Source organism: Symbiopectobacterium sp. (assembly GCF_051710365.1).
GTDB lineage: Bacteria > Pseudomonadota > Gammaproteobacteria > Enterobacterales > Enterobacteriaceae > Symbiopectobacterium.
Map to the genome: position 1 here is coordinate 1 of NZ_JBPETA010000005.1, position 25,864 is coordinate 25,864.

Consider the following 25,864-nt stretch of genomic DNA (forward strand, 5'->3'; position numbering starts at 1 on the left):
CCTTGTTATAGGAGGGCCAGTTAGTGATTTTAAAATTTTGTTTTGCCATGGAGACCTGATTTTGAAACAACTATGGTGATCTGTTCCGATGATTACCCAAACTTTCTATTTATTCAACAAAGCCGCTTCGAGAGCCAAATGCATGAGCGATAATCCGCTTCAAACGCGGCTCCCATGCATACCACAGCCAGCGCTGTCGTTTTTTATTGCCAACAAATGACCACATCTCATCCACTTCGCAAATCAGTTGAATTTGCAGGTTATCCAGTGGCAGCGTTGTTACATTCCGCGGAGAGAGTTTTTTAAAGTACGCACGACGGCATTGATACTAATATGTAACGCCCGAGCAGTGTCACAAATACCCGCATTATTCATTGCCAAGTCAATGATTTGGTCTGTCATTCCCGGTTGGCAGGCACGATAGGAATAATCGAGCTGGAAGGTGCGTTTACATGACTGACAACGGTAACGCTGATGGCCACTTTTGCCATAACCGTGTTTTTTTACAGAGGCTGTCTGTTCACAAAACGGGCATCTTACATCAACTTTAGCCACTGTATCTCCACATCCAAAACCGGATATTTTACACTGTAATCAACACATTGAATACTTGACCCGAGATTGAACTCGGAGAAATCACTGAAAATCAGATGGTGAAAGTGGATATGTTACGTGACATCCAGGATATCCTTAATACCAACATACGTATCCTGCGTGATATCATTCTACTCCCTGAAGATCAGAAGCAAGAAAAGCAAAACCTCAAAAATATTATCGAAAAAACAACCAACACTGCGAGTGAAATATATAAAAAACTTGATATGATAGTCAGTACCAATGAAGGCAGAGATTTATTCAACCAATTCATTGAGATTAGAAAAGAGTACAGCACTTATATTAATAAAGCCGTTAACTATGCCATGGAAGATAAGGATGACCAGGCAACAGCGTTGGTATTTGGTGAAATAGCCAACGTCCAGAGGGTTTATTTTAACAAACTCGCTGAATTTACCGAATTGCAAGAAGCCTATATGGATAACGCAAAGCAAACAATCAAGGATTACACGAACAAAGCCTTGTACTGGATGCTACTGCTGTCGGTCATCTCAACGCTGTTAGGGTGCCTGATTTCCTGGCGCTTAACGCGCAGCGTCACTACCCCGTTAGCCATGGCGCTCTCTTCTGCGAAACGTATCAGTGTCGGCGATCTCAGTGGTGCGATAACGGCGGGCAGCCGCGATGAAATCGGCCAACTTCTGGAAGCGATGAAGGAGATGCAGTCAGCACTGACGCGGATGGTTGTCAGCGTCAGAAACAACGCCGAAAGCGTGGCCACCGCCAGCATGCAGATAGCCCAAGGCAACGCCGATCTGTCATCGCGCACAGAAGAGCAGGCAAGTGCGCTGGAAGAGACCTCATCCACCATGACACAGTTGGGGATAACAGTGAAAAAATAATGCAGATAACGCTCGTCAGGCAAATTTGTTGGCGCAAAATGCGAGCTCGGTGGCGCAGCAAGGCGGCAATGTCGTGGATGATGTGGTGGAGACCATGAAGTCCATTAATGAGAGCTCTCACAGTATTGCCAATATCATCAACGTTATCGATAGCATTGCTTTCCAGACCAATATATTAGCGCTCAACGCCGCCGTTGAGGCCGCCCGCGCAGGGGAACAAGGACGCGGATTCGCCATGGTGGCGGGAGAAGTGCGTAGTCTGGCACAGCGAAGTGCTGACGCAGCGAAGGAGATCAAAAGCCTTATTACCGCCAGCGTGGAGCGTGTCGATCAAGGTTCTTCGCTGGTTGATAAAGCAGGGGAAACGATGCAACAGGTTGTCGCGTCCATTAGCCAGTTAACCGACACCGTGGCTGAGATAAGCTCCGCCAGCGCAGAGCAATCGACCGGGGTTGAACAGGTAGGGATCGCTGTCAGCCAAATGGACCAGACCACCCAGCAGAATGCTGCGCTGGTAGAGGAATCTGCGGCCGCAGCACAAAGTCTCAAGGAGCAAGCCGACCAGCTTGTCAGAGAAGTGTCCGTCTTCAGCGTTGCAGGTTATGACATTGCACCGCCATCGCTGAGAGTCGCGCAGACTTCAACGCCCGTCACTATGTTACCAACGCCATCTCGATCAACAGAGAAAAACGCGGCCGATTGGACGAGCTTCTGATACACAGTGTACAGCACCCTGAGCATCAGGCTTTCAGGGCGCTATGGTAAAACCCGATACAACGATAAATATAAGGAAAAGATATGGGTAGTCATGGAGAGCGTCAGAAAATATTGACCGATTACGATACGTTCTTATCTGAGCTTGAGCAGATTACGGCGCTGCTTCAGCAGATGATGCAGAAAAAGTATCACTCGTTGGATGTGTACATCAACAACTGCAATCACTTGAAAATCAGCTACTTGAAAATCAACAGATTGCTGACTGAAGAGTCGTTTTCTGTCTATATCAAGGCACACCATGACGCGTTATACAACAAATACACCAGCCTGCTTATCGGGATAAGGCTGTATGAAAATCTCTTAACCAATTGTGGTCTGCAACAAGGATTTAACACGCACGTTGACAGTCAGTAAGCGCGATATTTATCGATTTTGCAAAGAGCACAACTCCATTATGGTTCTCTTTGCGCTTTGACCGGCACCGTACCTTGGTCCGGTCTTTTTTTTCCTGTCAGTTGAGCCCCTCGCCACCGACCTCCTCGCGAGACGCGTAATCGATCTGCAAGACAATGCGCAGCAGCGCGGCAACCGGCTCGAAAAGTGCATCAGGGATACGTTCGCCGCATTTCACATCATAAAACAGCGTTCGTGCCAGAGGGATGTTTTCTACCATCGGAATGCCCTCACGTTGCGCCAACTCGACAATGTGTTGCGCCATGGCATCCCTGCCTTTCTCCAACACGCGCGGCACTGGCATCGTCTCGGGATCGTATCCCAGGCAAACCACCAAATGCGTCGGATTGCGCACAATCACCGCCGATTGCCTGACGTTTTGTGCCAGACTGCCGCTTTGCACTTCGCGCTGTAGCGCACGACGACGCTGTTTAATATGAGGATCGCCTTCCCTGTTCTTGTTTTCCTGTTTGATATCCTCCTTACTCATGCGCTGCTGCTTCAACGTATGAAAACGCTGATAGCTATAATCCGCCACTGCCAGTACCAGATAAAAACCCAGCATGCCAAACCACATAAAACGCATGATGGAGGAAAAAGTGGGTAACGCACAGTGAGGATCGCAGTAAGGCAACGCGCGAAACGTCGACGCGTAGGCATAGAACAACAAGAGAAAAATCACGCACAGCAGCACCACTTTCAAACAGGATTTGAGCAGTTCAACCACACTGCGCCAGGAAACAATCTGTTTAAGATTGTTCACCGGGTTAAGTTTGCTCCCCTTGAAACCCACGGCCTTACTGGCAACCACAAAACCAATTTGAATCAGCACGCTGAAAACGGTGGCGACGCTTACCATCGCTCCCAGATAAAGCAGCACCAGCCCGCACTCCTTCACCAGCGCGCGCGCAATCGTGCCCAGTGCATAGGAGAAAGGGGCATTAATAACGCGCAGAGATTCCTGGATGAGCAAGGTGATGTTTTGTACCAGCGCATCGGAAAAAAAATGAAAAAAAAGAAATAGAGCGAGCAGTTGTGCGCCGGAGGTCAGCTCAACGCTTTTGATCACCTGCCCCTCTTTTTCACCATCCTGCCGCCTTTTGAGGGTGGGTTGCTCCGTTTTCTCACTCATGTTGAGCCAACCACTCGCCAACATGCTGGTAGAGGCGTTCACTCTCCATCAGATAGTGGTGCAACGCATAGGGCAGCGATACGATCAGCAGCAATAGGACCAACAGGCTTTTGATGGGCATAGCCAGAAAGAACACGTTCAACTGCTGCGCCGAGCGATTCAATAACCCCAGCGCCATATCTGCCAACACCATCACTAACACGGCCGGCAAGGAGAAGCTTAAACACAGGTGATAGAGCGCCTGCCACTCCACCTTGATAAAATCCAACAACGGCTGATTAAACGCCAGCGTATTGCCAGGCGGTAGGTAATGGTAAGAGTCATACAGCACGCTCAGGTGCAAATTGATACCGCCGCTAATAAAAAACAGCGCACAGAGAAACTGGCTGAACAACAAACCAAAAAGTGACGACTGGACAGACATCGCAGGGTTGAATACCGCGCTCATGGTTGCACCACGCAGTGAATCGATAATAAATCCCGCCATATCCACGGCCCAAAAAGGAATTGCGCCGCAGAATCCCAATACCAGCCCGATAAGCAACTCACCGGGAATATAGCTCAACCATGTCCACCCCTCGCCAATATCCTGAGGAACAGGCACCACTGCCAACATCGGCAATGCAATCGCCATTAACACCGCGTTCCTCACTAACGGCGACCCCAGATTCCCTGCCTGCAACAGCGGAAACAGCAGGGTCATCCCCAACGGGCGCATCATAAGAAAAGCCAGATGCGCGATCTCTTCGTTAAGCACCAGATTCATGCATGCGCACTTATTTGCAATAGCACCTGGCGTGTATATCCCAGCAGGATGCCGCCAAGCCAGTGATAGGTCGTCATCAGCATCAGCGCCACGGCCAGCAGTTTGATCATGAATTGCAGGGTCTGATCCTGTATCTGCGTCAGCGCTTGTAACAAGCTAACCAGTACGCCGACCACACACGCGACAACAATGATCGGCAATGAGGTCAGCAAGACGATCCACAACAGTTGGGTCATCAGGTGCGTCAGAGTGGCTTCATTCATACGAAACTCTGTACTAACTGAGAAAGGATCAGGTCCCAACCGCCTGCCAAGAGAAAAATCAACAGTTTGAACGGTAAGGCGATGGTCATGGGGGAGACCATCATCATCCCCATCGCCAGCAGGATATTGGACACCAGCAGGTCAATGGCAAGAAACGGCAGATATATCAATAATCCGATACGAAACGCCTGGGTCAATTGGCTGACCGTGAACGCTGGCAGCAAAATGAGTAAGGAGTCGTCCTTCACCGTGCGACGCGCCTCTTCCGGCCAGGTTTTCGCAACCAGGTTCTGAAAATAATGCACCTGCTTATCTTCAGTGTTTTTTATCAGAAAGTGACGATAGGGCGTCAGCGCCTGACTGTCCCAACCGCTCATCCAAGCTGGTTCGCCCTCAACGGCAACCGGATGCCACTGAGCCTTTACCGCCAGCAGCGTCGGGGCCATGATAAACAGCGACAGCACCAACGCAAGGCCATACAGCGCCATATTTGGCGGCACCTGCTGGATCCCCAGGGCATTGCGTAAGATGGAAAAGACCACAGCCAGTTTGAGAAACGAGGTTCCCATTACGATAATCAGCGGCAGCAGCGCAAGCACAAACAGCAGCGCAATTAACTGCCAGGGAGAGTCAGGTAGTGACATGTGAGTTCCACGCTATAGGGTTGACGCCCTCTTATACCTCGGCTAAACCAGACGCACCTACCGGGCATTCACCCCATCTTACCCCTGCCGCCGCTCAATCTTGTGCAGTGAGATACCATTGCCGGATTTGCACCAAAAAACGGTCGCCACAGCCAATCAGCGCACCTTTGCCAATGGCACAGCCATTCAACTTCAGTGTTACTTCTGGAGAGAACTCGGCGTTCACCGCCACTGTGTCGCCCACCTGTAACGTTCGCAGCGATCCCAGTGTCAGCGTGACCTGACCGACCTCAACCAACAATTTTTGCGGCAGTGCCGCAAGATCCACCGACATTGACTCGGCGCCAGCGGGTTCATCCGGTATTTCACTAGCGCTATTTTCAAGCTCAGCGCCAAACGCTCTACAGTGCATCGTGTTATCTCCGTTTATCTGGACATACGCCGCCTGCTTCAGCAACGGCGACAAGACGAAATGCCTCGCACGTAAATCACCATACGGGTGTATTGCGATCCCTTCCCCCCGCGTCAGCCGCCGTAAAACAGACAGCGGGAGCTCACACTCTCCGGCATACAGCGCACACCTCAACGGTGGTAATGGACCAGTGGGGACATCATCAGGCACGATCAACGCATGCAAATGCTTAAACCCAGCGTCAGTATTGCCAAACAGCACGGCCTGAAAAGCAACCTGTTCCACCTGCCAGGTAAAAACGACGCCCCATTGCTCGGACAGCGCGCTACAAGGGCACGGTGCCGCATTCTCCCGCACCATGCTGGCCTGGCAATGTGCCAGCAATGGCGATAGCGCCCACTCTGCGATCTCCTCAAGCAATAACGCATTTACCGTTGCCACCTCAGACGTGCCAAGCATCTGCTCGCACAGTGCCCGCCACCCGGTATCCTCCAGCCAAACGTGGCTCACCGATGTGCCTTCATCGAAGGAAAGCGTTATAACTACCCCGGATTGAGCGCGTGTCCACGTTTGTAAACCGATATGCAATTCGCCTGCGGTTACGCCCTCAGGAGGAAGATGCTGCGCCAGGTTCCACGCATCCTGGGTCGTCCTTAACATATTCAACCTCCAGAACAACGGCATGTCCTGCCTCGCGCAAACGCGCGCAGAGCCAGGATGAAATAAGGCTCAAGGTATCGAACAGCTCGCGCTGAGACACCTGAATACAAAGGTGAAGTTCACCGTCCCGCTCGCTAACCTCACACAGGATCACTTCCCCATTGCGACTCACCATGCGATAACGCTGTCGGCGATGCGCATAAGGTGAAAGCGGAGAAGAGGTGCAATGCGTTGCCTTTTGGGCTATCAGTTGCATAAATTTCTGAGCGTCCATCGCGATTTCAGCGTCGGTCGCTTCCGGATCCGGCAGCGTGTGCCACAGACTCCCCTCAACGCGTGTCGTGCTCATGAATAGCGGCTCATCGTCTACAGCCTGCATCGTTGAGCACACTGTGCAGTTTTTCCTTTTTTTTCATGACAACATTCAGCGCTTGCCTTATCGCATCTTGCTGCGCTAATACGGCGCGCTGCTCATCAGACAGCGCCATCTGGTTAGCTATCAATTGCTGATCCTCATCGCGCAATGTCATCAGTGTCTGCTTATGCGCCAGCAGTTCATCGCTGATTCGCGTGCCGGACCAAGCCAGCCAGGCGTTTCGTTTTTCGGCCAGCAATGTGCGATGGGTCGAACAGGTGCACATGTCCTGTTCCAGTTGCTGGAGCTGAGAGCGTTGCTGTACCAACTGTCGGCGCAAGGCGATTTCCCGACGTTGCTTGATGACCAATAACGCCCGCAGCATCACGGTGTTACCAGCGCACTTAGCCGTTGCAATAACAGGTCGCGATGACATGGTTCATTCTCCTGCTGTTGTAAAAATGCATTGATCGCCGCGTACTTTTCTACCGCCAGATCGGCGAGCGGATCCTCACCTTGTTGATACTCCCCCACTCGCACCAGCAGCTCTACATCGCGATAAACACTGAGCAAACGGCGGACCTCATTGGCAAGCGTCAGGTGCATCTGACTGGTGACGTTAGGCATGATGCGGCTTACGCTGGCGAGCACATCAATCGCCGGGAAATGCGCCGCCTCGGCCAACTGTCGCGACAGCACGATGTGGCCATCGAGCAGCGAGCGCACCTCATCCGCCAGCGGCTCATTCATATCGTCCCCCTCCACCAGCACGGTGTAGAACGCAGTAATGCTGCCACAGCGTCCTTTACCGGTCCGCTCCAGCAAGCGCGGCAGCGCGGCAAACACGCTGGGGGGATAGCTGCCCGCAACCGCACGCTCACCCGCCTCGATGGCGATTTCCCGCGCGGCGCGAGCGTAGCGCGTCAGTGAATCCGCCATTAACAGTACGCGCTGGCCCCGATCGCGAAACGACTCCGCGATGGTGGTCGCCACATACAGCGCGCGCATGCGCTCGAGCGGCGGCCTGTCTGACGTGGCGACAACAACGACGCAGCGATGTCGCGTCTGAGCATTAAGCGAATGCTCTAAAAATTCCCGCACTTCGCGGCCACGCTCCCCGATGAGGGCCAGAACAATCACCTCGCAGTCCGCGCCGTGGCACAGCATGGAAAGCAACGTGCTTTTCCCCACGCCCGCTGCCGCGAAAATCCCGATACGCTGCCCTTCACCGCAGGTGAGTAAACTGTCTATCGCCCGCACTCCGGTTAACACCGGGCGATCGATCATCCCACGGACCAGTGCTGCCGGAGGTGGTGCGTCAAAATCGCGCCACGGCCCCTGCCACGCTTCATTACCATCCAGCATCTGCCCAAGGCCATCAACCACGCGGCCCAGCAACGCGTCGCCGACCGGAACCTGCTGGCGTCGTTTTAGCGGCCGCACCTTCTGCCCGCAAAACAGACCTACAGTGCTGGCAAAGGGAGATAACAGCGCATCTTCACCGTCCACCGCAACTACCTCAGCCAAGGTACCGCCGGGTAAAATCTGGCAAAGTTCGCCCATAAACACGCCGGGCAACCGCACTTTCAACAAAGAGGCGCTGATATGCAGCACCCGTCCCGTCATGTCGATACCATCAGGCGGCTCACCGGACAATGTCAGCCGTCGGCTCACGGCCTCCACCAGAGAGGAAAACTCAATCTTCATCATCGAATGCGTACTCGGGGTTCAGGTCAATACTGTGCACCACCTGGATAAGGCAGTGCTCCCCCACTTCCTGCCACGACAACACCGCAATGTCGGCGTGTTGTTGCTCTATGACCTTACGCAAGAAACGACGTGTATCCACCGAGCTGACAATCACAAACTCGCCGTGAACCGCTTGTGCCTCAGCAATCAACTGCAATATCTGCGCACGTTGTTCGCTGCTTAATGCGGTATAGGTGCCCATTGCAGTCTGCCGAATGGATTCGCGAATCACATTCTCCATCTCCTCCCCGATGCGCAGCACGCGTAGCGGCGTCCCTTCTGGCATCAGACGATGCAAAATATGGCGTCGCAAAGCGATGCGAACATATTCCGTCAGCATCTGGACATCTTTTTCCCGCGGTGCCCACTCAATCAGCGTGCCAAAAACCAGACGCAAATCGCGGATAGAGACCCGTTCTGAAACCAATCGCTGGAGCACCTCGGCAATTTTGTTGATGGGCATCTGTCGCTGAAGTTCTTTCACCAACTCGGCATAGCGTTTCTCCATAGCATCCATCAGGTAGCGCGCTTCTTGCACCCCGATAAACTCTGCCATGTGGTTCACCAACACCTTATGCAACAACGCAATAAGGCACTGATCACCGGTAAACACCGTTTGCCCCGTCTGTTGTGCACGTTGCCCCTCAGCGGCAGACAGCCACGCAATTCGCCCCATTCCCTGTGGCAACACCTGCGTTTCTGGCGTGGCATCTGCCGCCTCCACCGTGGTGAAAACCATGCATGAGGCCGCCACGGGGAGTGTCAAAGAGAACACCGACTCCTGATAGACAAGCACCGCCATGCTGTTCTCTGTCATTGAAGCATCAACGATGATGGAGACATCCGGCAGAGGTACACCCAGGGTGTCGAACAGGGTTTTGCGCAGAGCATCGATCTCCAGCGAAAGAGACTCTGAATGCAGGCGCGGTGCAAGGCGCAAAGTCAGAGGCTGCGCGCCCGGCACCATCTGATCGTCATCAACGCTGCCCTGCGGCGCGGATACAGACTGCGGATGCCGTGCGCGATACCACAGTAGTGCGCAAGGCAATGCGGTCAGCACCGCCATGATAAAGAAGTAGATAAACGGGAAACCGGGAATGACAGCAAACAGCAACATCACCACCGCCGCGAGGATCAGCGCCTGAGGTTGTTTCCCCAATTGCGTGCTCAGCTCACGCCCCAGATTTTGCCGTTTCTCACCCGGCACGCGGGTGACGATAATACCGGCACTGAGCGAAATCAGCAGAGAGGGGATCTGGCCGCACAGGCCGTCGCCGATTGAGAGCACGCTGTAGGTTTGCACCGCATCCCCAAGCGACATGCCGTATTGCACCACCGCAATGGTAATGCCGCCCAGAATATTCACCAGCACAACAATAATACCGGCGATAGCATCCCCTTTCACAAACTTCATGGCACCGTCCATCGCGCCAAGAAAACGGCTTTCGTGCTGCACATGCAGACGCAATTGCCGCGCCTGATCGGCATCGATAACCCCGGCACGCAGATCGCCATCGATACTCATCTGCTTGCCCGGCATGCCATCAAGAGAAAACCGGGCACTCACTTCGGCAACACGCTCCGTCCCCTTAGTGATAACGATAAACTGCACGATGGTGATGATGGCGAAAATCACCAGCCCCACCGTCAGGTTTCCCCCCACCATAAAACGGCCAAACGCATCGATGATATCGCCGGCATTATGCTGCAACAGCACCAGACGCGAAGTGCTAATGGTCAGTGACAGCCTATAAAGCGTGGTGATCAGCAACAGTGAGGGGAACACCGACAGATCCAGCGGATCGTTGATGTAAATGGCAAACAACAGCAGGATGATGGAAAAGGCCAGATTAATGGCGATCAAAATATCCACCACAAACGTAGGCAACGGCAGGGTGATCATGACAATCGCCATGAGCATCACCACGGCGAGAATAATATCTTGCCTACCGGCGCACATTTGCAACCAGCGCTGGACGTTATCTTTTCTCATCACGTCGGTTTGCATAATTTTTCCAGAAAGGTTCGCTGGCGACGGTGCAGCCATAGCCACTGTTCCGCCACGCTGTCTGCCATCGGGGCACAACTGATCACCATGCCTTGACGTAACGTAAAGACACGCTGTGGAATGCCGGCAAACCAGGTGGGATGGGCATGTTGCAATGCAACAAGCAGTAACACATTATCCCGCCAAGGGTCCAGCAGACATTGGCTGATATGCATGCGCCCCTGACGGAAGGTGAGGAAGGTTTGAAATCCCCGATCGACCCATTGCATTTCGGCAGAAGAAGGTTGCTCCGCCAGTTCAGCCAACTGTATAAAGCGCTGGATGTTTCTTTCGATGAACAGATCTAATGTCATGATGTCTTTCCTCTCATGTCCGGTAACAGAATCCCAGAGAAGACAAAGAGGAGAAATCAAGACAACACCTGATTACCCTTCAGTTTTTGCAGCACGGTAAGAATACTTTCACGCTGATCTTCATCGTTAAAACACGCATCCGGCATCACTCTGAATTGCACATCCAGATAGCGTACGATGTGCTTGAATACCGTCGCGCTGGGCGTCAACGAAGAGATTCGCGCGATAAGCCAATCCTCAAACAGCCAGCTTTCCTGTGTAATATCAATCAACAAGGTCAAAAGTGAATCGGCATGCAGGAGATAACGTTTTTCCTGCTCTTTACACTCCTGCTCCAGCCCCAAAAATAGCAACAGGCGACGCAGGCGGACCAGTACGGTCGCCAACCTGGCCTGCTGAGCACCACCGACAGAGAGCGAGAGTTCAAACGCCGCCATGTGTAACACAACGCGGAGCCGACGCTGACGATCGGACCAGCCAACGATGCGTTTAAACCATTCTGATAACGATATGTCCTGTTCATCCATCGCGCGCTGGAATAAGCGGCCAATGGGTGCCAGTACCGCCTTGCTGACAGTACCGAGCTCCATCAGGCCAAAGAGTGTTGTTTCATACGCATTTTCTTCGAGAAGCTGGGCCAACTGCGCATTCAGCGCCTTTTTCCGTTTTTCATCCAACGCCGTTGATGCCAGGTATTGAGCGATCGTAAAAATACGCCGCAGCCCTTCCAGCGCCTCACTATTCTCCTCAGACGAAGCGGCGAGAAACGTCGAAAAGCCACCGTCCTGGTCACGTAAGCGTTGTATCAGTGCAATTAACTCTTGCTGTCTGCGTAACTGCCTTTCTGACGATGCCAGCCGCTTTTCATCGCGCATTCGGCCAGAAAGTACCAGACTCATCTCTTCCAGCGTTGAATCCAGCGATTCGCCTGCCGCTTCTTCCAGCTCCAGTAACGCCATGTCCATCGGCGGCATGCTGAATTCGACATTGCGCACCGGCAGCACCCGATGCGATTCGTGGTGCGGTGATAGCACCGGACTGACGGGATTGTGATCCTCAGGTATTTTCATCATCAAGCCTTGCCTCCCGTTCCTGGATACCGAGATCATTCTCGGTATCTATCCACGCCAGCACCTGCTGAAAATGCCGACTGAGCGAAAAAGAGACGCTAATCTGTGATGATGTCAGAACGGCTTCATCCATAGCCAACTGCGAGTCACAGACGATGGCTAACCGCTCCCCGAAGGCATCGCGCATTCTGGCCTCTCTCTCGGGATGAATCTGCAAGGTGGCCCCTCCCGTAGCAGCCAGTTGCTCCACCTGCTGCGACAAACGCGCGCACAGCAGGTCATCAACGGGCTGTTGGGAAAACCAAGCGCTCAATACGTTCCCCATAGCAAGGCGGATACGTGACGTGACCGCCTGCACCACGCACTGCTCCACCGATACAGCCTCACACAGTGACACCACGTGGCGCTCCAACCACCGCGCCTCACAGCGGGTGAGAATCTCCTGCTGACGGCGAGAGAACTCGGCATAAGCCTCGCTCTGTATCTGGCGCTGCGCTTTGCGCGCCTGACGTATCATTTGCTCTGCCTTACGGCTCGCCGCTTTCACAATAATAGCGGCCTCTTGATGTGCATCAAGCAGGGTGTGGGTATAAGCCAACTGAGTGTTTAACCTTTCAGCAGGAATCACGGGGAAATCGGGAAGTTGCCCATCAAGCTCAATCAACGGGAGTCGGCACAGCGGCATAGCATACGTTCCAGTAAATTCATGGTGGCCCGAGGAATCACGGGATACAACGCTTGCTTCAGCGGCGGCAACTGTATCAAAAGCGCCTGAAGCACGGGGTCACGCGTTGCAGCACGATAAAGCATGGCGATACCGATGCGATTCGCCGCATCGATCACCTGTTCCGGTGAATAAAAGGCGGGGTGTTTGTTGTCACACATGCCAAACAGGTGCCAGATCAGATCGTTATCCAGCCAATGGCGAAGCACGTGACGATAATCAGGCAGCAGAAAGTAATCACTGCACGCCAGCGTCAGCAGACCAAGCGCCAGCGCATATTTCGAGATATTCGGTGCCAGAGCGGCCAAACGGCGCTGACGTTCATCAAGCCGCCCCGGCAGACAAATCGGGCCACGCTGTGCCCGTAATGCACTGTTCAGCGCGTTGTCTAAAACCGGGGATTCGCCATAACGCCACTGTTCGTACCGATGAAACCCTAACGATACAAGCCAGTCAGGGTGCGCATAACGGGCGGGCTGCCAGACCGCGCGGTGCAGCAACAAGATCAACGCATCCGGTCTACTGGACTCGTCCGCTGAAACACGCGCCACACTGCCAGTATCAACAGGGACGATGCCAGTAAAATCAGCGTTAACACCACATGTTGTCGATAACGGGATAGCCATTTCAGGAGCGCTCTCTGTTCAACGGATTTCGGCGGCGGAGCCACCCGAGCGCGATAGCCGGCAGGCTGCATCAAAATGCTGATTTGATCGTACTGGACACCGGGTATCGCTTTTTCAATCAGACTTTTGATTTGTACGCGAAACGCTTCCAGGTTCACTCGTGGGGAAAATTTAAGGTACACCGCTACCGAGGTGCTATCACCGGAACGGGTGCCAACATCATCACTGGGGGAATGGGATGCTATCGCGACAGAAGCATGCACAACGCCATCCATTTGGCTGAGCATCTCTTCAATGTGCTGTTCGGTGAGATACAGAATCTTCTGCTGCTCTTCCCGTGGAGAAACCACCAGTTGGTTAGGCGGAAACATGGTTTCTACCGTGGTGTAGCGTTTGCGCGGAAAGCCGTCCATGCGTAGCACTTCAACGGCATCAATAAACCGAGACTGCTCGACGCGCAGCGTTACCCCGCCGTCCGGCGAAGGTTGCTTATCCGCATCAATGTTGTTGTTCATCAGAATCGCCAACATCTGGTTGGCATCACTCTGAGACAAACCGTTGTAGAGCTCAACACGACAACCCGCCAGCATGAAAGCCAGTATTGCCATGCCCAGACAGCGGAAGGCGTTCATGTCATATTGGCCAGTTTGTTGACCGTTTGCGCCGCAGAACCGGCGATCTTTGCGCCAAGATCGACACCGGCGCTCAACGTCAAGATCTTTGCCTGCTGCTGCAACATCTGCTCCGGTGATAAGGTTTCTACCGCACCGGATGCCGTTCCGGCATACAACATGTTCTTAAAGGTCTGCGCCGCCTTGCTGTCCGGTGCATCCATCGCAGACACCGCATCGACGCTGTCAAAACGGCCATCTGGCGATATCTTCTGAGAAATAGTCATGGGTGTGTCCATGGTGTACCCCATAATCACGGTGAAAAACTCATAATGAAAAGCACTGCTTGACCACGTTAGCGTCCGGCGTATTCACGTGTTCCAAGGCGCTCTTCGCCTCTTCAGGCGCATCCAGCCCCAACAGCAGGACGGCCATACACACCGCGCAAGCGTCGCTATCGCTGACCAGGCTTGGCACCACTGGCACAATCGCTCGCACCTGACGCAACAAGCCGTGATTCACTCCCGCAAAAGCAGTTTCAAGCAGCAGTTGTCGTTCAGCAGACGTCAGCACACTCATATCTTCGAGATAATCCCGCTCAGCAGATTTTTGATGGTACTGATCATCGCGCTTTCGTAGTTGATAAAAGTGGAATACTGCTGCACGGCAAACTGCGCCTTGAGCATGGCGTCTGGATTCGTTAAATCTTCGCCATTCATTTTGTCTTTGACGGCTTGCCCGGCCTGGTTTGCCAGGCGGGACAGCGTATCAATGAGCTGTTGAACATCCATCGTTGATCTCCATAGTCTGCGGCCTTATTGCGTGGGACATCGTGTTACCGGGCAATATGTTTGCTGACATCCACTATCGTTTTAACCGGTCAGCCCGCCTATCCGGTGTTTAACCTAACTGCGGTCTTTTCCACGAAATATCCGGTCTATGTCTATTTCTAACCAACGCTCACCGTCGAGCAGGCACGTTACCGCGCCTTGTTGACACAGCCGCCGCACCAGCTTTTGGCGCTGGAGCGCTAAACGTCGGGGCAATACATCGGTTATGACTAACATGCGGATATGCCTCAACGCAGAAACCGAAAGTAACGCCTCTTGCAACAGCCGCCATAGTCGAAGTAATGACGAGGGTTGTGAGGCGCAGTCCGGTAACCGGGTTAAACTACAGATAAGCAACGCATTACTCTGAACACGAAAAACAAGGCGATAGGGAGGCAGCGTGATGTGCTGCCCGAGGCGCAATCCGCATCCCGACAAAAACAGGGGCTGCGGCGCTAACCCAACCGTTTGCAACTGCCTGCAAAAAAGTGCTTCCAGTCGTTCCATCATTACTTCGCAAGGGAATGAAGCGTCTGACTAAATACCTCAACCATTTTGCGGCCCATTTCCATCATCTGCTGCATGACGTCGATAGCCTTTTGCACAATGTCGTCGAGATTTCGGATGTAGGATTGTGCGTTTTTACTTTGAAAATCCGCCAATGCTCGTTCTATTTCTGCTTCACGGTTTTCCGATGCCGCGGAAAAGGAACAGAGCCCATTGGCTATCGAGCCCGAACCGTTGTACCCCATCGTGGCAAGTTCTCGGGCACCTGCGCCGCTGATTTCCTCCATTATTCCGCCGGCCAGCCCGCCCGTGCACTGCATAAGGCCGCTTAAACAAGTGCCTAATGCGTTATCCCTTGCCGCACTAAAGCTATGCTCAATCGCGTTTAAACTGGTGGAAAGCGCATTCATTTCAAGCCCCCACCCTAATATCTGCTTCTTTTCGTTATACATGCGCATCACGTCACGCAAACGCCGGGCAAGGTTTAATAGTGTTCCCCACAGTTGATCAAACATCGCGAAAAAGTCATTCAATTCTGCATCGCTAGCGGTCTTTTCCTTGGTTGCCACTGCGGCGTTCGTCTTTTGTGATAAGACAGAAGAGGGGTGGTCTGGAGTCACGTTGACGGGGAATAGGTCTATAGACAGCGTATTTTGATCCATAAGAATATTTTGGCTCATAACATATCCTCAGGCACGGCTACAGGCAATTTTTGCCAATACCGCACCGTAATCTTCCATTATTAATGTCGCGTTGCTTACGGCGGTGCTACTCTGCTGCAAATAATCGCCAAGCTGTTTTTCCTGATTTTTTTTACGTTCCTGCGTCCAACTATCTTTGATGTCGTTAATACGTTGCATAACGATTAATTCTTCAATTTCCTTACGCAAATCTGCCGCTTTCCATTGAGCAATACCCGATGTTATTTTTTGTCCACCACTTATCGCCAAACGCACCGTGGTTAACCAGGTAACGGTGACATCTTTAATGATGCAGGAGGCCAGCCCTTTGCCTAGCGAGATCATAAAACGTCTACGCAACGCTTTTTCTGCGGTGGCAACGCCTTTTTCCAAAACCTCTTTCGCCACATCTTTCAGGGCACTTTCCAGCGTTTTTTCTACAAGTTGCTCGATTCCCTGAACGGTGGCGCTACGCCCCATCGTGCGTGTCAAATACTGGTTGACGTTCCCCTCAAGCGTGGCTTCAAGTTCACTGACAAAACGTTTAGCCGTATTTTCAGCAATCTGTTTAATCTGCTGCCCCACCTCGCCGCTCTGTTGACTCACTGCCTCAACCAATGTTTTACCCGCGCCGCTGCCCATTTCCTTTTCGGCCGCAGAGATCAAACCGCGAGCCACATAAATACCACGACCGATCTGCAAAATATCCAGCCCCATCGCGACATATTCACACGTGTTCTGTACCAAGCCTGCCGCGTGAATAACGGCTTCACAGTCGGCTTTATTCGCCCCCAGTCCCAAAGCAAACTCAGCGCCGCCTTTTACGATTCCGGCAACCCCTGCCGAGCAGTAAGCGATGCCAGCGGCAAAGGCGAGTGGATCTGCCGTTGCGACGGCTTCAACCAGTTTAAATACGCCTATCCCTATCTCAATGGCACTGTTTATCCAATCAAATACGGCACTACACAGCGCGGATTTACGCACCTGATCCGCCTGTTCAATCGACTTGTTGATCTGCTCCTGATATTTTTCAACCTGCTTATTGCGCAGGAAAGTTTGCAGCTCAGTGGCTCGGTTCAACTGTTCACAGAGTGTCGTTGCATTGCTGCTGGAAACACGCATCACTTGCTGCGTCACCAGCATCGATAACAGCAGTGGGTCCATTTTCATAATGTCTTGCAGCGAGGCCGAGGTGGAACCGGTATACCCGGCTCCCAGCAGCCGTTGCCAGGCGGCCTCTGCCTGCTGCGCGTTCACCGACTGCGCTATGCCCCCCTGCTGGCTTTCCGTTTCCACGTTCTTTGCTGCCTGGTGTTGCCGATAATGCAGACCAGCAACAGAACGTATTGGGTGCGTTGTTTGCTTGGTTGGAGAAGAGACAGGCATCTCCTCTCCATCACCATAGGACAGCGAGCAATCCACTCCCGCTCTGACTTGTACACTATCCATCAGACTCTCCTGTTCGAGATAGTCCTTGCTCTGCTTGGCGGCGTATCGCCTGTAATGACCGGTTTTCACCGCAAATCAGCAAGGCAGCCTTAAAGGCTTTGCGTGCCAATACTTTCTCACCACAGGCCAGAAAACACTCCCCCGCAGCACAAGGGACCTGCGCGGCCGATACGTTAATTTTCGCTGCCCGACCATAGGCATAAAGCGCATCTGACCAGGCGTGCGCCGCATGGCACGTCGCCCCAAGTTGATACCAGTAGTCAAAAGACCAATCATCGTAAGCGGTCAATATGCGTAACAGGTTGGCCGCCGCACGATGATCCCCCGCGCTGGATAACTGTCTGGCGTAGCGAAAAAGGGTATCCAATTCGCCGCTTACGTCTTTTTTCAGCAACATGCGCACAGCGCCACCGCGACGCAAAAATTGCAGCATGGCCAGACTATCGTCTTGCGTCATGAATAGGTCTTTTGGGTGATCATTTGCAGAATTTCGCCCCATTTGCTGACCAGGTTAGTCGCCTGCGAAATGGCCGCGTTAAGCATCTGTATTGCTTTTTGAATCGTCAGTTGCGCTTGAGAGGAGAGATCGCTGTCGCGATTCGCGCTATTATCCAATGCGGCTTTAACGGCTTGAAGACTGCCTTTGTCCAATTTACCGTCAGCCCCCGCGTGCTGTTTGATGTAGTCGTCTATCGATTTGCCATCTACCTGAATACCGTGCGTCTTCATATACTCAATAACGTCGGCAGGTACCGCTTCTTTGGTATTGCCATCACCTTTTGACGCTTGCGCAATGGCCTCATCCATCTGGTTTGCCTTTTCCTGAGTATCTCTGGCTCGATTGGATGCATTTTGAATATCATTGAATTGGGCATAGGCGCGCGATGACTGTACATCCTGCAACAACAGCATTATTTCATAGGCATAGGCGAAGATATTATCGGCTGGCCCATAATAACGCGACTTTCCCTGGGATGTATTTCCGAGACGTGTTTCTTTATCTTCAAATACACTAGGATTAATGCTTGGTAATGAATAAACTGGTATGCTCGCCATCATAAACCTCCTGAATATAAAACAGTGTAGATATGCTCACTATTTATTAACGCTGTGCTTAATATGCGTTTCGATTTTTTTCAAAGAGATACTTAATGCTTTCAAATCTTTTTTGGCATTTTCCGCAATAATGTTCATGTGATGGATACTCAGCGGTTTTTCCGCTTGCACATCATTCTGCGAAACGGTTCGCCCCGCAGAAGCCAGTTTGCCTTTTATTTTTTCAAATTCCGAAAAACATTTTAATAGACGTTCATACTCTACTTCAAACTTTTTAAATTGATTCGCGATATTACCTGACATGATACACCTCTCATCGTTCACTAATATGTCAGCCGTTGGTATGAAGATGGTTATTCTTTACTGACTTCACTCAGCCCCTAGCGCTATATTGTGATAACGAAAGTAAATGATCTTGATAATATCTTCGCTCTGCATTACCGCTTCCAGCAATAAGGCAAAGTGCTGATATTCCTCTGGCGTAATGGGTTTCGCCATGGCACAGGTTAATCGATGACGGGCCGCACTCAGCACCATCAATGCCTTTTGGGCATCGTCAGCCGAACTCTGTATGCGATCTTCCAATGCCGTCAGCGTCGTCATCGTATTTCCCCTTAAAAATTGAATGGAAGCGTGATCAGCGTGCGCCCTTGTCTGAACGTCACCGCGCTATCGCTGATAGCCACAACCTCGCTGCCCTCAGCCAGGCGACTGCCGATGGATAAGGTATCGCCATTACCCAGCACCAGATAATCGCCACGACGGCTATGAACAATGCCAGTGACAGGGGCTGGCAGTTGTCTGGAAAACTCATTGGATAGGGGAACATCCTGATAGCTCAACGCCACAGTTGGATAGCGCGATCGCATATCCTGCATCAGTTGCGTCAAGGTCTGCTTATCCTGCGCGTTCAACACGCCGCTCAAGATGAAACGCGGCCCCGTATTCGTCAGATTCACCTTGCCCACTAATCCTTGCTGTAGCAGCGCGCTAATCAGCGCGTTACCGATCTCGTCGTAGGGGTTTTCTATCTGCCAATGCCGTAATCCCGGAACGTCGGCCAACAGCGGTTGAACCGCCGCCCACTGTTCTCCCATACGAATATCCGCATCGATCGCAACGTTGCCCTTCCCTCGGCTGACAACTTGAGCCTGGGTGTAGCCCGCCTGAATCAGCACATCTTTCACGTTTCGGACCAGTTGATCGGCGCAAATAACGTCATCCTGGTAGCGAATGTCGTGGGATTGCAGCGCAAGCCACAAGGGCGTCAACGCATCGCTCGATTCGCAATCCCCAGACACACGCAGCACGCCATCCTGCTGCCATTGCGCCACGAGGTGCGTCAACCCGGTTTGCTGCAACAACGCGCTCACGTCCACTGGTGCTTCCGTCGATGGCGACGGGCTCCATTCCATAGAGAAAAATATCAGGGCCAAGATCAGCATAAGCATGCCAGGCACCAACATCCAGCCGCTTGAAAACCGGCGAACCGGCAGGCAATAACCGGCAAGGTCTACCTGCTGCGGCCCAAATGCCATCGCTAATCCTGCCGCCTCCAATACGCCCTGGGACGGTAATGGGTGATGCTGTACATGGCGGCGACCATTTACCCGCACCGACACCTTTTCCGCATTGGCATAGAGTTGCCCGTCAACGACCGCCAGCTCGATGCGGCTTGCGGCCTGCAAAGGGATGCACAGATCGCATTCCCGTTCACCAATGGAGAGACGACCTTCCAATAGCCACACTTCCCGTCCATGCAATACGCCGCCTAACAGGCGAATCTTCCACGTGTTTTCCATACGCTTTTCACTGTTGTCTATTGGCAACGGATGCCTTGATCAGGAACAAGCGAATAACGCTATGCCTTTGGTTGGTTTTGGTGCTGAACAGGTGGCCAAGCACAGGGATGTTGCCTAACAAAGGGACTTTCTTTTCCGACTGTCTCTGCTTATCCTGTTTGAACCCGCCCAATAACAGGCTCTGCCCCGCCTGCAACATGGCTTGCGAAGCGATTTCTGCATTTTGAACACCGGGCAAAGGCTCGTCCTGACTGATGGGGTCGCTTTGTTGCCCATCCTGAATGTTCAGGTTCAACATGATATTTTGCTTGCCATTCTGCTCTAACAGTCGAGGCGTAACGCGCAGTAGCGATCCGGTCGTCACAGACTCCAGCTTGGCGATTCTGTCGCCCTCAAGCTTGGTGTAGAACGTGACATTCTTGTCCAACACGGCCTGAATATTGTTGAGCGTCACCACCGAAGGTTGCGATAACACATAGGCACGTGAGTTCTTTTCCAGCGCGCTAAGGCGCACCATAAAGTTCGGCGTGTCTTTGATCACGCTGGAGAATCCGCTGTCCAGGCTCCCCCCGTTATTATTGAAGCTGAGCATTCCGCCACCGATCGATGTCGCCGCACTCCAGTCAATGCCTAACTGGCTGATATCCGCGGCATCCACATCAATGATGGTCACAGATATTTCGATCATTTCAGGCCGTTGATCCAACTGGGTGATCAGTTGGCGATACCCCGCCATGTTGGCGCTGCGATCGCGCACGATGACCGCATTCTGACGCGGGTCCGCAGAAAACATCGGTAGTCCCTGAGTCGCAGGCGTATTGCTGGCTGGAGCGGGTGTGCCGCCGCGAGTCATGTCACGCAGCACGCTGACAATGCCGGGCACCACAACGGTCTGATCGCGGTATCGATAGTGATCATCCAGCGCCGTGGCATATTTCAAGGGATATACCACAACGCTCACGGCATCATCCTGACGTTTGCTAATATCGGCATCAAGGGTGGTTGCCAGTTGCGTAACGCGTTCCAGGCACGCAGGTACACCGCTGATTTCCAGCGCATGCTCATTCAACACAGGATAAATGACACAACTTCTATCCTCAGGAACATTCAGTCTGCGTAAATTTGCTGCAAAACGCGTGGCGGATAGCACATTAAGTGTTACAAGATGGCGTGACAGACGCTGTGCGGGGTAAATAAACAACGTATTACCATCGTAATAAGAAACCAGATTATATTGGCTCATCAACTTACATAGGATATTCACCGGCGGTCCTGGCAAGATAACGCCGCTGAAATTTTGTACAATCGCCGAATCAATATTCGTTGATGTATAATAGTTTTCCGCGAGATGCTTCAACAGAGAGGAAAGCGACATATTTTGTGCCCGCAATGAAAAATCATTGCCTTCCCACGGTAAGTTTTCAGCATAAGAAACCGAACAGAAAAAAAACAAAACCAAATGGGCGATTTTATATAGCTTCATATTCTTACCTGGCATGGGTGTTGTTTACTCAAAATGAGGTATCGAAAATAACGTGTTAGCGCCACATGGATCTCTATTTCTTTTGCCATCACTTCAGCAGAGATTTTCTTATCATAGACACAACACAGCCAACTTTTCTCATCGGAGATGTAGCAGGAAAAATCGTGAATATCATGATGCCCCCCCAACAAACATGAAACATAACACAATGTTTCCAATGAAAAATCACAAGAGTCAACAAGATGTATTGCCAGAATCCAGTAGAGATTGCATGGATAGCCTTTCGCAGAGAGATCCGCTATTTTCATCGCGATTTCTCCTTTACTATTAGGCTTGGATATACCCTCAACCAAAGGGATACTTTTTAGTAAATCAAGCATGTAGAACAACCTCCATGGGATAATCTTATTCTCAAATGCAATGAGAATCTTAGACATCAACCTTATACCTGATTTTTACTTATGGAGAGGTTATATATATTTACAAATTAAAACAATTGCGGCGCTAAAGCCTAAAAGCCTATTATATTAGTGAAAATTACCGTGTTAGAGAAAACCGACAGACGTAAATTTATTCGCCCACAGGGGCAATTTCATTTAGACACCATTCTCGGGTATGACAATGAAAAGAAAACGCTCATTGGTGAGTAAACCGACATTATTTATATCACTGTGCTTATTTATTATCTGGCTGGTTTCTGTTTTTGCTGCAACCTACGCCTCTCTTAACCAGGAAAAACATTATTTAATTGAAAATCTAACGCACTTTTCTACCCTGCGGGCAACGTTAACCAACCACCGTTTTGAAGGTGCAGAACGGGATGCGCAGATATTGGCACACCGTTACCACCTGTATCACAGCGAAGCTGCAGACAAGGCCGTGGTCGACAAAAGTGAAAGCTGTTACCTGCCCATTGATACCAGCGCATGTATCCCCAAAACGGTTCAAGAGAAGGATCGCAGCTTTATCCAGGTTTACGGCACCGCCGGGCAAACCTATTATCTCGACAGTTTTGTGCTGGATAGCCGCTATGGCATCTCGCTGCTGCCCCCTCGCGAGCACCCCGCCGACTATTTTTCACGTCGACGCACCGAGTTAACGGAATTGCTTGGCAGCCCCGTCAACCAAAATATGCACTGGGGCGAACCCAAGTACACAGAGGGCGTGGGCTGGAGCATCTCCGTTGCGGCCACCAGTTCACAGGGTATGCTCGCCGGGCTTTCCGTCAAATTAAGCGATGTGCTCTCTTACGGCCAGCTGTTCTCCGGCAGTGATATCAGCCTCTGGCTGGATAAGCAAAATCACATACTGCCTTTTTCCCTGCTCGACGAGAAGCAAGGTCAAGCACTACAGGCGCTGTTCAACGATGTCACGCTGCATGACGGCTGGCAGGAAATTCCCGGCTATCTGGTGCTGCGCACCCAGTTGAAAGGACCCGACTGGCAACAGGTTATCCTGTATCCAACGCGGGATATTATCCACCGAGCGCTGTCTATCGTCATCAGCCAGCTGCCTTTCGCATTGGCGACGTTAGTCCTCATTGCACTGATGCTATTGGGGCTGCTCCACCGTCATCTGGCCCGCCCGTTGCAGGACTTTGTCGATATCATCAATAAAACGAAACGGGCACCACTGTCGCTGCGTTTGCCGGAAAACCGTCAGGATGAACTCGGCAGCATTGCTCAGGCTTACAACCGGCTGTTGAACGATCTGCGCGCGCAACATGACAACCTGGAAAATACCGTGGTTGAACGCACGCGCGAGTTGATTATCGCCAAGCAGCAGGCGGAACAGGCCAACAAACGTAAAAGCAGCCATCTGACCACCATCAGCCATGAACTGCGCACGCCGCTCAGCGGCTCACTGGGTGCGCTGGAGCTGCTCCAACTCACCCCGCTATGCGCCAAGCAAAGTCATCTGGCGGAAACGGCCAGGCTTTGTACCCTCTCATTGCTGGATATCATCAACAACCTGCTGGATTTCTCGCGTATAGAGTCAGGGCAAATCTCGCTGCACGTCGAGCAGACAGCGCTGCTCCCGCTGATCGATCGCGCGATGTACACCATTCAGGGACCGGGAAAAAGCAAAGGATTGATGCTGCGTACCACCGTCAGCGGTGATGTGCCCTTGCTTATCGATATGGATGCGACTCGTGTGCGGCAAATTCTGGTGAATCTGTTGGGGAATGCGGTCAAATTTACGGATAACGGAGGGATAACGCTCAGCGTCACGCGCAACGACAACACGCTGATATTTGCCGTCTGTGACAGCGGCAAAGGCATTGCCTCTGCCGACCGCGACGCGGTATTCACCCCCTTCTTTCAGAGCCAGGGAAACATTCAGGGGACCGGGCTTGGACTGACGATTGCCTCGAATCTGGCTCGAATGATGGGGGGCTGGCTGGATCTCAACAGTTCGGTAGGGCTCGGCACCTGCATCTCTTTTATGATGCCGCTCGGTAAACACGTCACGCCCACGCCATTAAGCGGCAATATCACCGCGCCATTGGCACTGCACCGGCAACTGAGCGAATGGGGACTGACATGCGATGCCGCAACGCATGACAATGCCCTGTGTGCAGATGAACTTGGCTTTCTGCCGGGCAAACTCTATACGCTGGCCGCTCAGATAACGTCAGGCATCACCGACACCGATAAAGCGGTGATCCCGGTTCAAACCTGGCGATTACATATCCTGCTCGTTGATGATGCGACGATAAACCGCGGCATCATTGGTGCCATGCTGACGCTGCTCGGGCAAAACGTCACTACCGCCAGTAACGGCCGGGAAGCGCTGGCGTATGGGCGACAACAACGTTTTGATCTGGTGTTGATGGATGTCTGTATGCCGGAGATGGATGGACTGACCTGCACCCGACAGTGGCGTCAGGACAGCAATAATCAGGATCCTGAATGCGCCATTATGGCCTTGTCGGCCAACACTGCATCGGAAGAAATTGTCCGTTGCAAGCAAGCCGGTATTCACCATTACCTGACCAAGCCCGTCACGCTGGCGCATTTGGCCGATGGCATCAGCATCGCTGCCGAATATCAACTTCAGCGAGAAATCGATCTGCAAGAGCAAGATAACCTGACAGACAAGGCCATCATCGACATCACTCACCCCACTATGCGACGAAAAATCCGTCGTGCGCTTCGCGAATTGCTGTCAAGCATTGAACAAAATTCAAGCGATCAGAAAAAAACTATCACGCTGTTGCATACCCTAAAAGGATGCATCGGGCAGGCTGGTCTCGGTCCATTGCTGTGCGATGTGATCGATATGGAGAACCGTGTTAAACGTGGACTGCCATTATCTAACGCGGAAATTGCAGAACTGCGTCTTACGCTGGATGTCGCTTTACGTTTGAAATGCTCACCGTAAAGGGCAACGTTTTGTTGAGAGGAATGGAATATGAACGATCATAAAATTTTGCTGGTGGACGATCATGAGTTGATCATAAACGGCATTATCAATTTGCTGGCGCCCTATCCGCGCTTTCGTATCATTGCGCACACTGAAAATGGCCTTGAGGTCTATAACGCCTGCCGCCTGCACGAACCAGATATTGTGATCCTCGATCTGGTATTGCCGGGTATCAATGGGCTGGATCTTATCCCACAGCTCTGTTCGCGCTGGCCTAAAATGGCGATCCTCGCTTACACCGCACATAACGAGGAGTTTATGGCAATACGCACCCTGTCGGCAGGCGCCATGGGGTACGTATTGAAAAACAGTAGCCAAAAGACATTATTGGCTGCAATACAGACCATGGCCGTCCGAAAAAGGTATATCGACCCGGCTCTCAACCGAGATGCCATCAACTCCGCCCTGAACACGGAAGGGGACAGTCCGGAGTTGCTGACACCGCGTGAACGGCAAATACTGAGACTTATTGCCAACAGCTACACCAACCGCCTTATCGGCGAACAACTGTGCATCAGCGTTAAAACGGTCGAAACCCATCGGCTGAACATTATGAAAAAGCTCAATGTACATAAAGTGACAGAGCTGCTTAATTGCTCGAGGCGCTTAGGGCTAACTGATTGAGTTTTTT

General features: G+C 52.1%; 30 protein-coding genes and 2 pseudogenes. 4 read left to right on the forward strand and 28 right to left on the reverse strand.

Going from position 1 to position 25,864, the window contains the following annotated elements:
• Positions 1 to 124: 124 nt before the first annotated feature.
• Positions 125 to 555 (reverse strand): annotated as a pseudogene (locus ACTBDZ_RS00865) (IS1 family transposase); the annotation flags it as partial.
• 68 nt (positions 556 to 623) lie between these two features.
• Here ACTBDZ_RS00865 and ACTBDZ_RS00870 point away from each other — a divergent pair.
• Positions 624 to 2,172 (forward strand): annotated as a pseudogene (locus tag ACTBDZ_RS00870) (methyl-accepting chemotaxis protein); the annotation flags it as partial.
• Between the two features lie 83 nt (positions 2,173 to 2,255).
• On the forward strand, positions 2,256 to 2,588 hold the full coding sequence (locus ACTBDZ_RS00875; protein WP_438813859.1) for a hypothetical protein: 333 nt from the start codon (positions 2,256 to 2,258) through the stop codon (positions 2,586 to 2,588).
• A 97-nt stretch (positions 2,589 to 2,685) separates the two neighbouring features.
• On the opposite strand, the gene ACTBDZ_RS00880 is transcribed toward ACTBDZ_RS00875, so the two are convergent.
• From ACTBDZ_RS00880 to ACTBDZ_RS01010, 27 genes are all read right to left on the reverse strand, one after another.
• Positions 2,686 to 3,759, reverse strand: coding sequence for an EscU/YscU/HrcU family type III secretion system export apparatus switch protein (locus ACTBDZ_RS00880; protein ID WP_438813860.1), 1,074 nt, complete (start codon positions 3,757 to 3,759; stop codon positions 2,686 to 2,688).
• A complete protein-coding gene (locus ACTBDZ_RS00885; RefSeq protein ID WP_438813861.1) occupies positions 3,752 to 4,525 on the reverse strand; it encodes an EscT/YscT/HrcT family type III secretion system export apparatus protein in 774 nt (257 codons plus the stop codon). The genes ACTBDZ_RS00880 and ACTBDZ_RS00885 overlap by 8 nt, the downstream gene beginning before the upstream one ends.
• The gene (locus tag ACTBDZ_RS00890; RefSeq protein ID WP_438813862.1) at positions 4,522 to 4,788 is read right to left on the reverse strand and encodes an EscS/YscS/HrcS family type III secretion system export apparatus protein; all 267 of its coding nucleotides are present in this window, start codon (positions 4,786 to 4,788) and stop codon (positions 4,522 to 4,524) included. Before ACTBDZ_RS00890 ends, ACTBDZ_RS00885 begins: the two co-directional genes overlap by 4 nt.
• Entirely contained in the window at positions 4,785 to 5,432 is a 648-nt protein-coding gene (gene sctR, locus ACTBDZ_RS00895) for a type III secretion system export apparatus subunit SctR (protein ID WP_438813863.1), read from the reverse strand. The genes ACTBDZ_RS00890 and sctR overlap by 4 nt, the downstream gene beginning before the upstream one ends.
• 94 nt (positions 5,433 to 5,526) lie before the next feature.
• The gene (locus ACTBDZ_RS00900) at positions 5,527 to 6,504 is read right to left on the reverse strand and encodes a YscQ/HrcQ family type III secretion apparatus protein (RefSeq protein WP_438813864.1); all 978 of its coding nucleotides are present in this window, start codon (positions 6,502 to 6,504) and stop codon (positions 5,527 to 5,529) included.
• The gene (locus tag ACTBDZ_RS00905; RefSeq protein ID WP_438813865.1) at positions 6,452 to 6,853 is read right to left on the reverse strand and encodes a hypothetical protein; all 402 of its coding nucleotides are present in this window, start codon (positions 6,851 to 6,853) and stop codon (positions 6,452 to 6,454) included. Before ACTBDZ_RS00905 ends, ACTBDZ_RS00900 begins: the two co-directional genes overlap by 53 nt.
• Before the next feature lie 10 nt (positions 6,854 to 6,863).
• Complete coding sequence (locus ACTBDZ_RS00910; protein WP_438813866.1) at positions 6,864 to 7,295, reverse strand: hypothetical protein; 432 nt, start codon at positions 7,293 to 7,295, stop codon at positions 6,864 to 6,866.
• Entirely contained in the window at positions 7,244 to 8,545 is a 1,302-nt protein-coding gene (locus ACTBDZ_RS00915; RefSeq protein ID WP_438813891.1) for a FliI/YscN family ATPase, read from the reverse strand. Before ACTBDZ_RS00915 ends, ACTBDZ_RS00910 begins: the two co-directional genes overlap by 52 nt.
• Positions 8,546 to 8,555: 10 nt before the next feature.
• Positions 8,556 to 10,601 carry an EscV/YscV/HrcV family type III secretion system export apparatus protein gene (locus tag ACTBDZ_RS00920; protein ID WP_438813892.1) on the reverse strand — a complete coding sequence of 682 codons (2,046 nt, stop codon included), beginning with the start codon at positions 10,599 to 10,601 and terminating at the stop codon, positions 8,556 to 8,558.
• Positions 10,601 to 10,969 carry a type III secretion system protein SsaM gene (locus ACTBDZ_RS00925; RefSeq protein WP_438813867.1) on the reverse strand — a complete coding sequence of 123 codons (369 nt, stop codon included), beginning with the start codon at positions 10,967 to 10,969 and terminating at the stop codon, positions 10,601 to 10,603. Before ACTBDZ_RS00925 ends, ACTBDZ_RS00920 begins: the two co-directional genes overlap by 1 nt.
• 56 nt (positions 10,970 to 11,025) lie before the next feature.
• A complete protein-coding gene (locus ACTBDZ_RS00930) occupies positions 11,026 to 12,042 on the reverse strand; it encodes a TyeA family type III secretion system gatekeeper subunit (RefSeq protein ID WP_438813868.1) in 1,017 nt (338 codons plus the stop codon).
• Positions 12,026 to 12,724: a type III secretion system stator protein SctL gene (locus tag ACTBDZ_RS00935; RefSeq protein WP_438813869.1), complete on the reverse strand. Its 699-nt coding sequence runs from the start codon at positions 12,722 to 12,724 to the stop codon at positions 12,026 to 12,028. The genes ACTBDZ_RS00930 and ACTBDZ_RS00935 overlap by 17 nt, the downstream gene beginning before the upstream one ends.
• Entirely contained in the window at positions 12,700 to 13,266 is a 567-nt protein-coding gene (locus ACTBDZ_RS00940; RefSeq protein WP_438813870.1) for a type III secretion system domain-containing protein, read from the reverse strand. Before ACTBDZ_RS00940 ends, ACTBDZ_RS00935 begins: the two co-directional genes overlap by 25 nt.
• Positions 13,267 to 13,268: 2 nt before the next feature.
• Positions 13,269 to 14,021 (reverse strand): EscJ/YscJ/HrcJ family type III secretion inner membrane ring protein SsaJ, encoded by a 753-nt coding sequence (ssaJ, locus tag ACTBDZ_RS00945; protein WP_438813871.1) that lies wholly within the window; start codon positions 14,019 to 14,021, stop codon positions 13,269 to 13,271.
• A complete protein-coding gene (gene sctI / locus ACTBDZ_RS00950) occupies positions 14,018 to 14,287 on the reverse strand; it encodes a type III secretion system inner rod subunit SctI (RefSeq protein ID WP_438813872.1) in 270 nt (89 codons plus the stop codon). The genes ssaJ and sctI overlap by 4 nt, the downstream gene beginning before the upstream one ends.
• Positions 14,288 to 14,327: 40 nt before the next feature.
• Entirely contained in the window at positions 14,328 to 14,579 is a 252-nt protein-coding gene (locus ACTBDZ_RS00955; protein WP_438813873.1) for an EscG/YscG/SsaH family type III secretion system needle protein co-chaperone, read from the reverse strand.
• Positions 14,576 to 14,791: a type III secretion system needle filament subunit SctF gene (gene sctF / locus ACTBDZ_RS00960; RefSeq protein ID WP_430360422.1), complete on the reverse strand. Its 216-nt coding sequence runs from the start codon at positions 14,789 to 14,791 to the stop codon at positions 14,576 to 14,578. The genes ACTBDZ_RS00955 and sctF overlap by 4 nt, the downstream gene beginning before the upstream one ends.
• 114 nt (positions 14,792 to 14,905) lie before the next feature.
• Positions 14,906 to 15,340, reverse strand: coding sequence for a secreted effector protein (locus ACTBDZ_RS00965; RefSeq protein ID WP_438813874.1), 435 nt, complete (start codon positions 15,338 to 15,340; stop codon positions 14,906 to 14,908).
• On the reverse strand, positions 15,340 to 16,017 hold the full coding sequence (locus ACTBDZ_RS00970; RefSeq protein ID WP_438813875.1) for a type III secretion system effector protein: 678 nt from the start codon (positions 16,015 to 16,017) through the stop codon (positions 15,340 to 15,342). Before ACTBDZ_RS00970 ends, ACTBDZ_RS00965 begins: the two co-directional genes overlap by 1 nt.
• Before the next feature lie 9 nt (positions 16,018 to 16,026).
• Positions 16,027 to 17,466 carry a type III secretion system translocon subunit SctE gene (gene sctE, locus ACTBDZ_RS00975; protein ID WP_438813876.1) on the reverse strand — a complete coding sequence of 480 codons (1,440 nt, stop codon included), beginning with the start codon at positions 17,464 to 17,466 and terminating at the stop codon, positions 16,027 to 16,029.
• A complete protein-coding gene (gene sscA / locus ACTBDZ_RS00980) occupies positions 17,459 to 17,923 on the reverse strand; it encodes a CesD/SycD/LcrH family type III secretion system chaperone SscA (protein WP_438813877.1) in 465 nt (154 codons plus the stop codon). The genes sctE and sscA overlap by 8 nt, the downstream gene beginning before the upstream one ends.
• Positions 17,920 to 18,525 carry a hypothetical protein gene (locus ACTBDZ_RS00985; protein ID WP_438813878.1) on the reverse strand — a complete coding sequence of 202 codons (606 nt, stop codon included), beginning with the start codon at positions 18,523 to 18,525 and terminating at the stop codon, positions 17,920 to 17,922. Before ACTBDZ_RS00985 ends, sscA begins: the two co-directional genes overlap by 4 nt.
• Positions 18,526 to 18,561: 36 nt before the next feature.
• Positions 18,562 to 18,825 carry a hypothetical protein gene (locus ACTBDZ_RS00990; RefSeq protein WP_438813879.1) on the reverse strand — a complete coding sequence of 88 codons (264 nt, stop codon included), beginning with the start codon at positions 18,823 to 18,825 and terminating at the stop codon, positions 18,562 to 18,564.
• Positions 18,826 to 18,891: 66 nt separating this feature from the next.
• Positions 18,892 to 19,125: an EscE/YscE/SsaE family type III secretion system needle protein co-chaperone gene (locus tag ACTBDZ_RS00995; RefSeq protein ID WP_438813880.1), complete on the reverse strand. Its 234-nt coding sequence runs from the start codon at positions 19,123 to 19,125 to the stop codon at positions 18,892 to 18,894.
• An 11-nt stretch (positions 19,126 to 19,136) separates the two neighbouring features.
• A complete protein-coding gene (gene sctD, locus ACTBDZ_RS01000) occupies positions 19,137 to 20,324 on the reverse strand; it encodes a type III secretion system inner membrane ring subunit SctD (RefSeq protein ID WP_438813881.1) in 1,188 nt (395 codons plus the stop codon).
• A gap of 7 nt (positions 20,325 to 20,331) precedes the next feature.
• Positions 20,332 to 21,807, reverse strand: coding sequence for an EscC/YscC/HrcC family type III secretion system outer membrane ring protein (locus tag ACTBDZ_RS01005; RefSeq protein WP_438813882.1), 1,476 nt, complete (start codon positions 21,805 to 21,807; stop codon positions 20,332 to 20,334).
• A complete protein-coding gene (locus ACTBDZ_RS01010; RefSeq protein WP_438813883.1) occupies positions 21,804 to 22,244 on the reverse strand; it encodes a pathogenicity island protein in 441 nt (146 codons plus the stop codon). The genes ACTBDZ_RS01005 and ACTBDZ_RS01010 overlap by 4 nt, the downstream gene beginning before the upstream one ends.
• Before the next feature lie 184 nt (positions 22,245 to 22,428).
• Here ACTBDZ_RS01010 and ACTBDZ_RS01015 point away from each other — a divergent pair, with 184 nt between their 5' ends.
• Both ACTBDZ_RS01015 and ACTBDZ_RS01020 read left to right on the forward strand, forming a co-directional pair.
• Positions 22,429 to 25,191 (forward strand): two component system sensor kinase, encoded by a 2,763-nt coding sequence (locus tag ACTBDZ_RS01015; RefSeq protein WP_438813884.1) that lies wholly within the window; start codon positions 22,429 to 22,431, stop codon positions 25,189 to 25,191.
• Between the two features lie 30 nt (positions 25,192 to 25,221).
• Positions 25,222 to 25,857, forward strand: coding sequence for a two component system response regulator (locus ACTBDZ_RS01020; protein WP_438813885.1), 636 nt, complete (start codon positions 25,222 to 25,224; stop codon positions 25,855 to 25,857).
• The last annotated feature ends 7 nt before the right edge of the window (positions 25,858 to 25,864 follow it).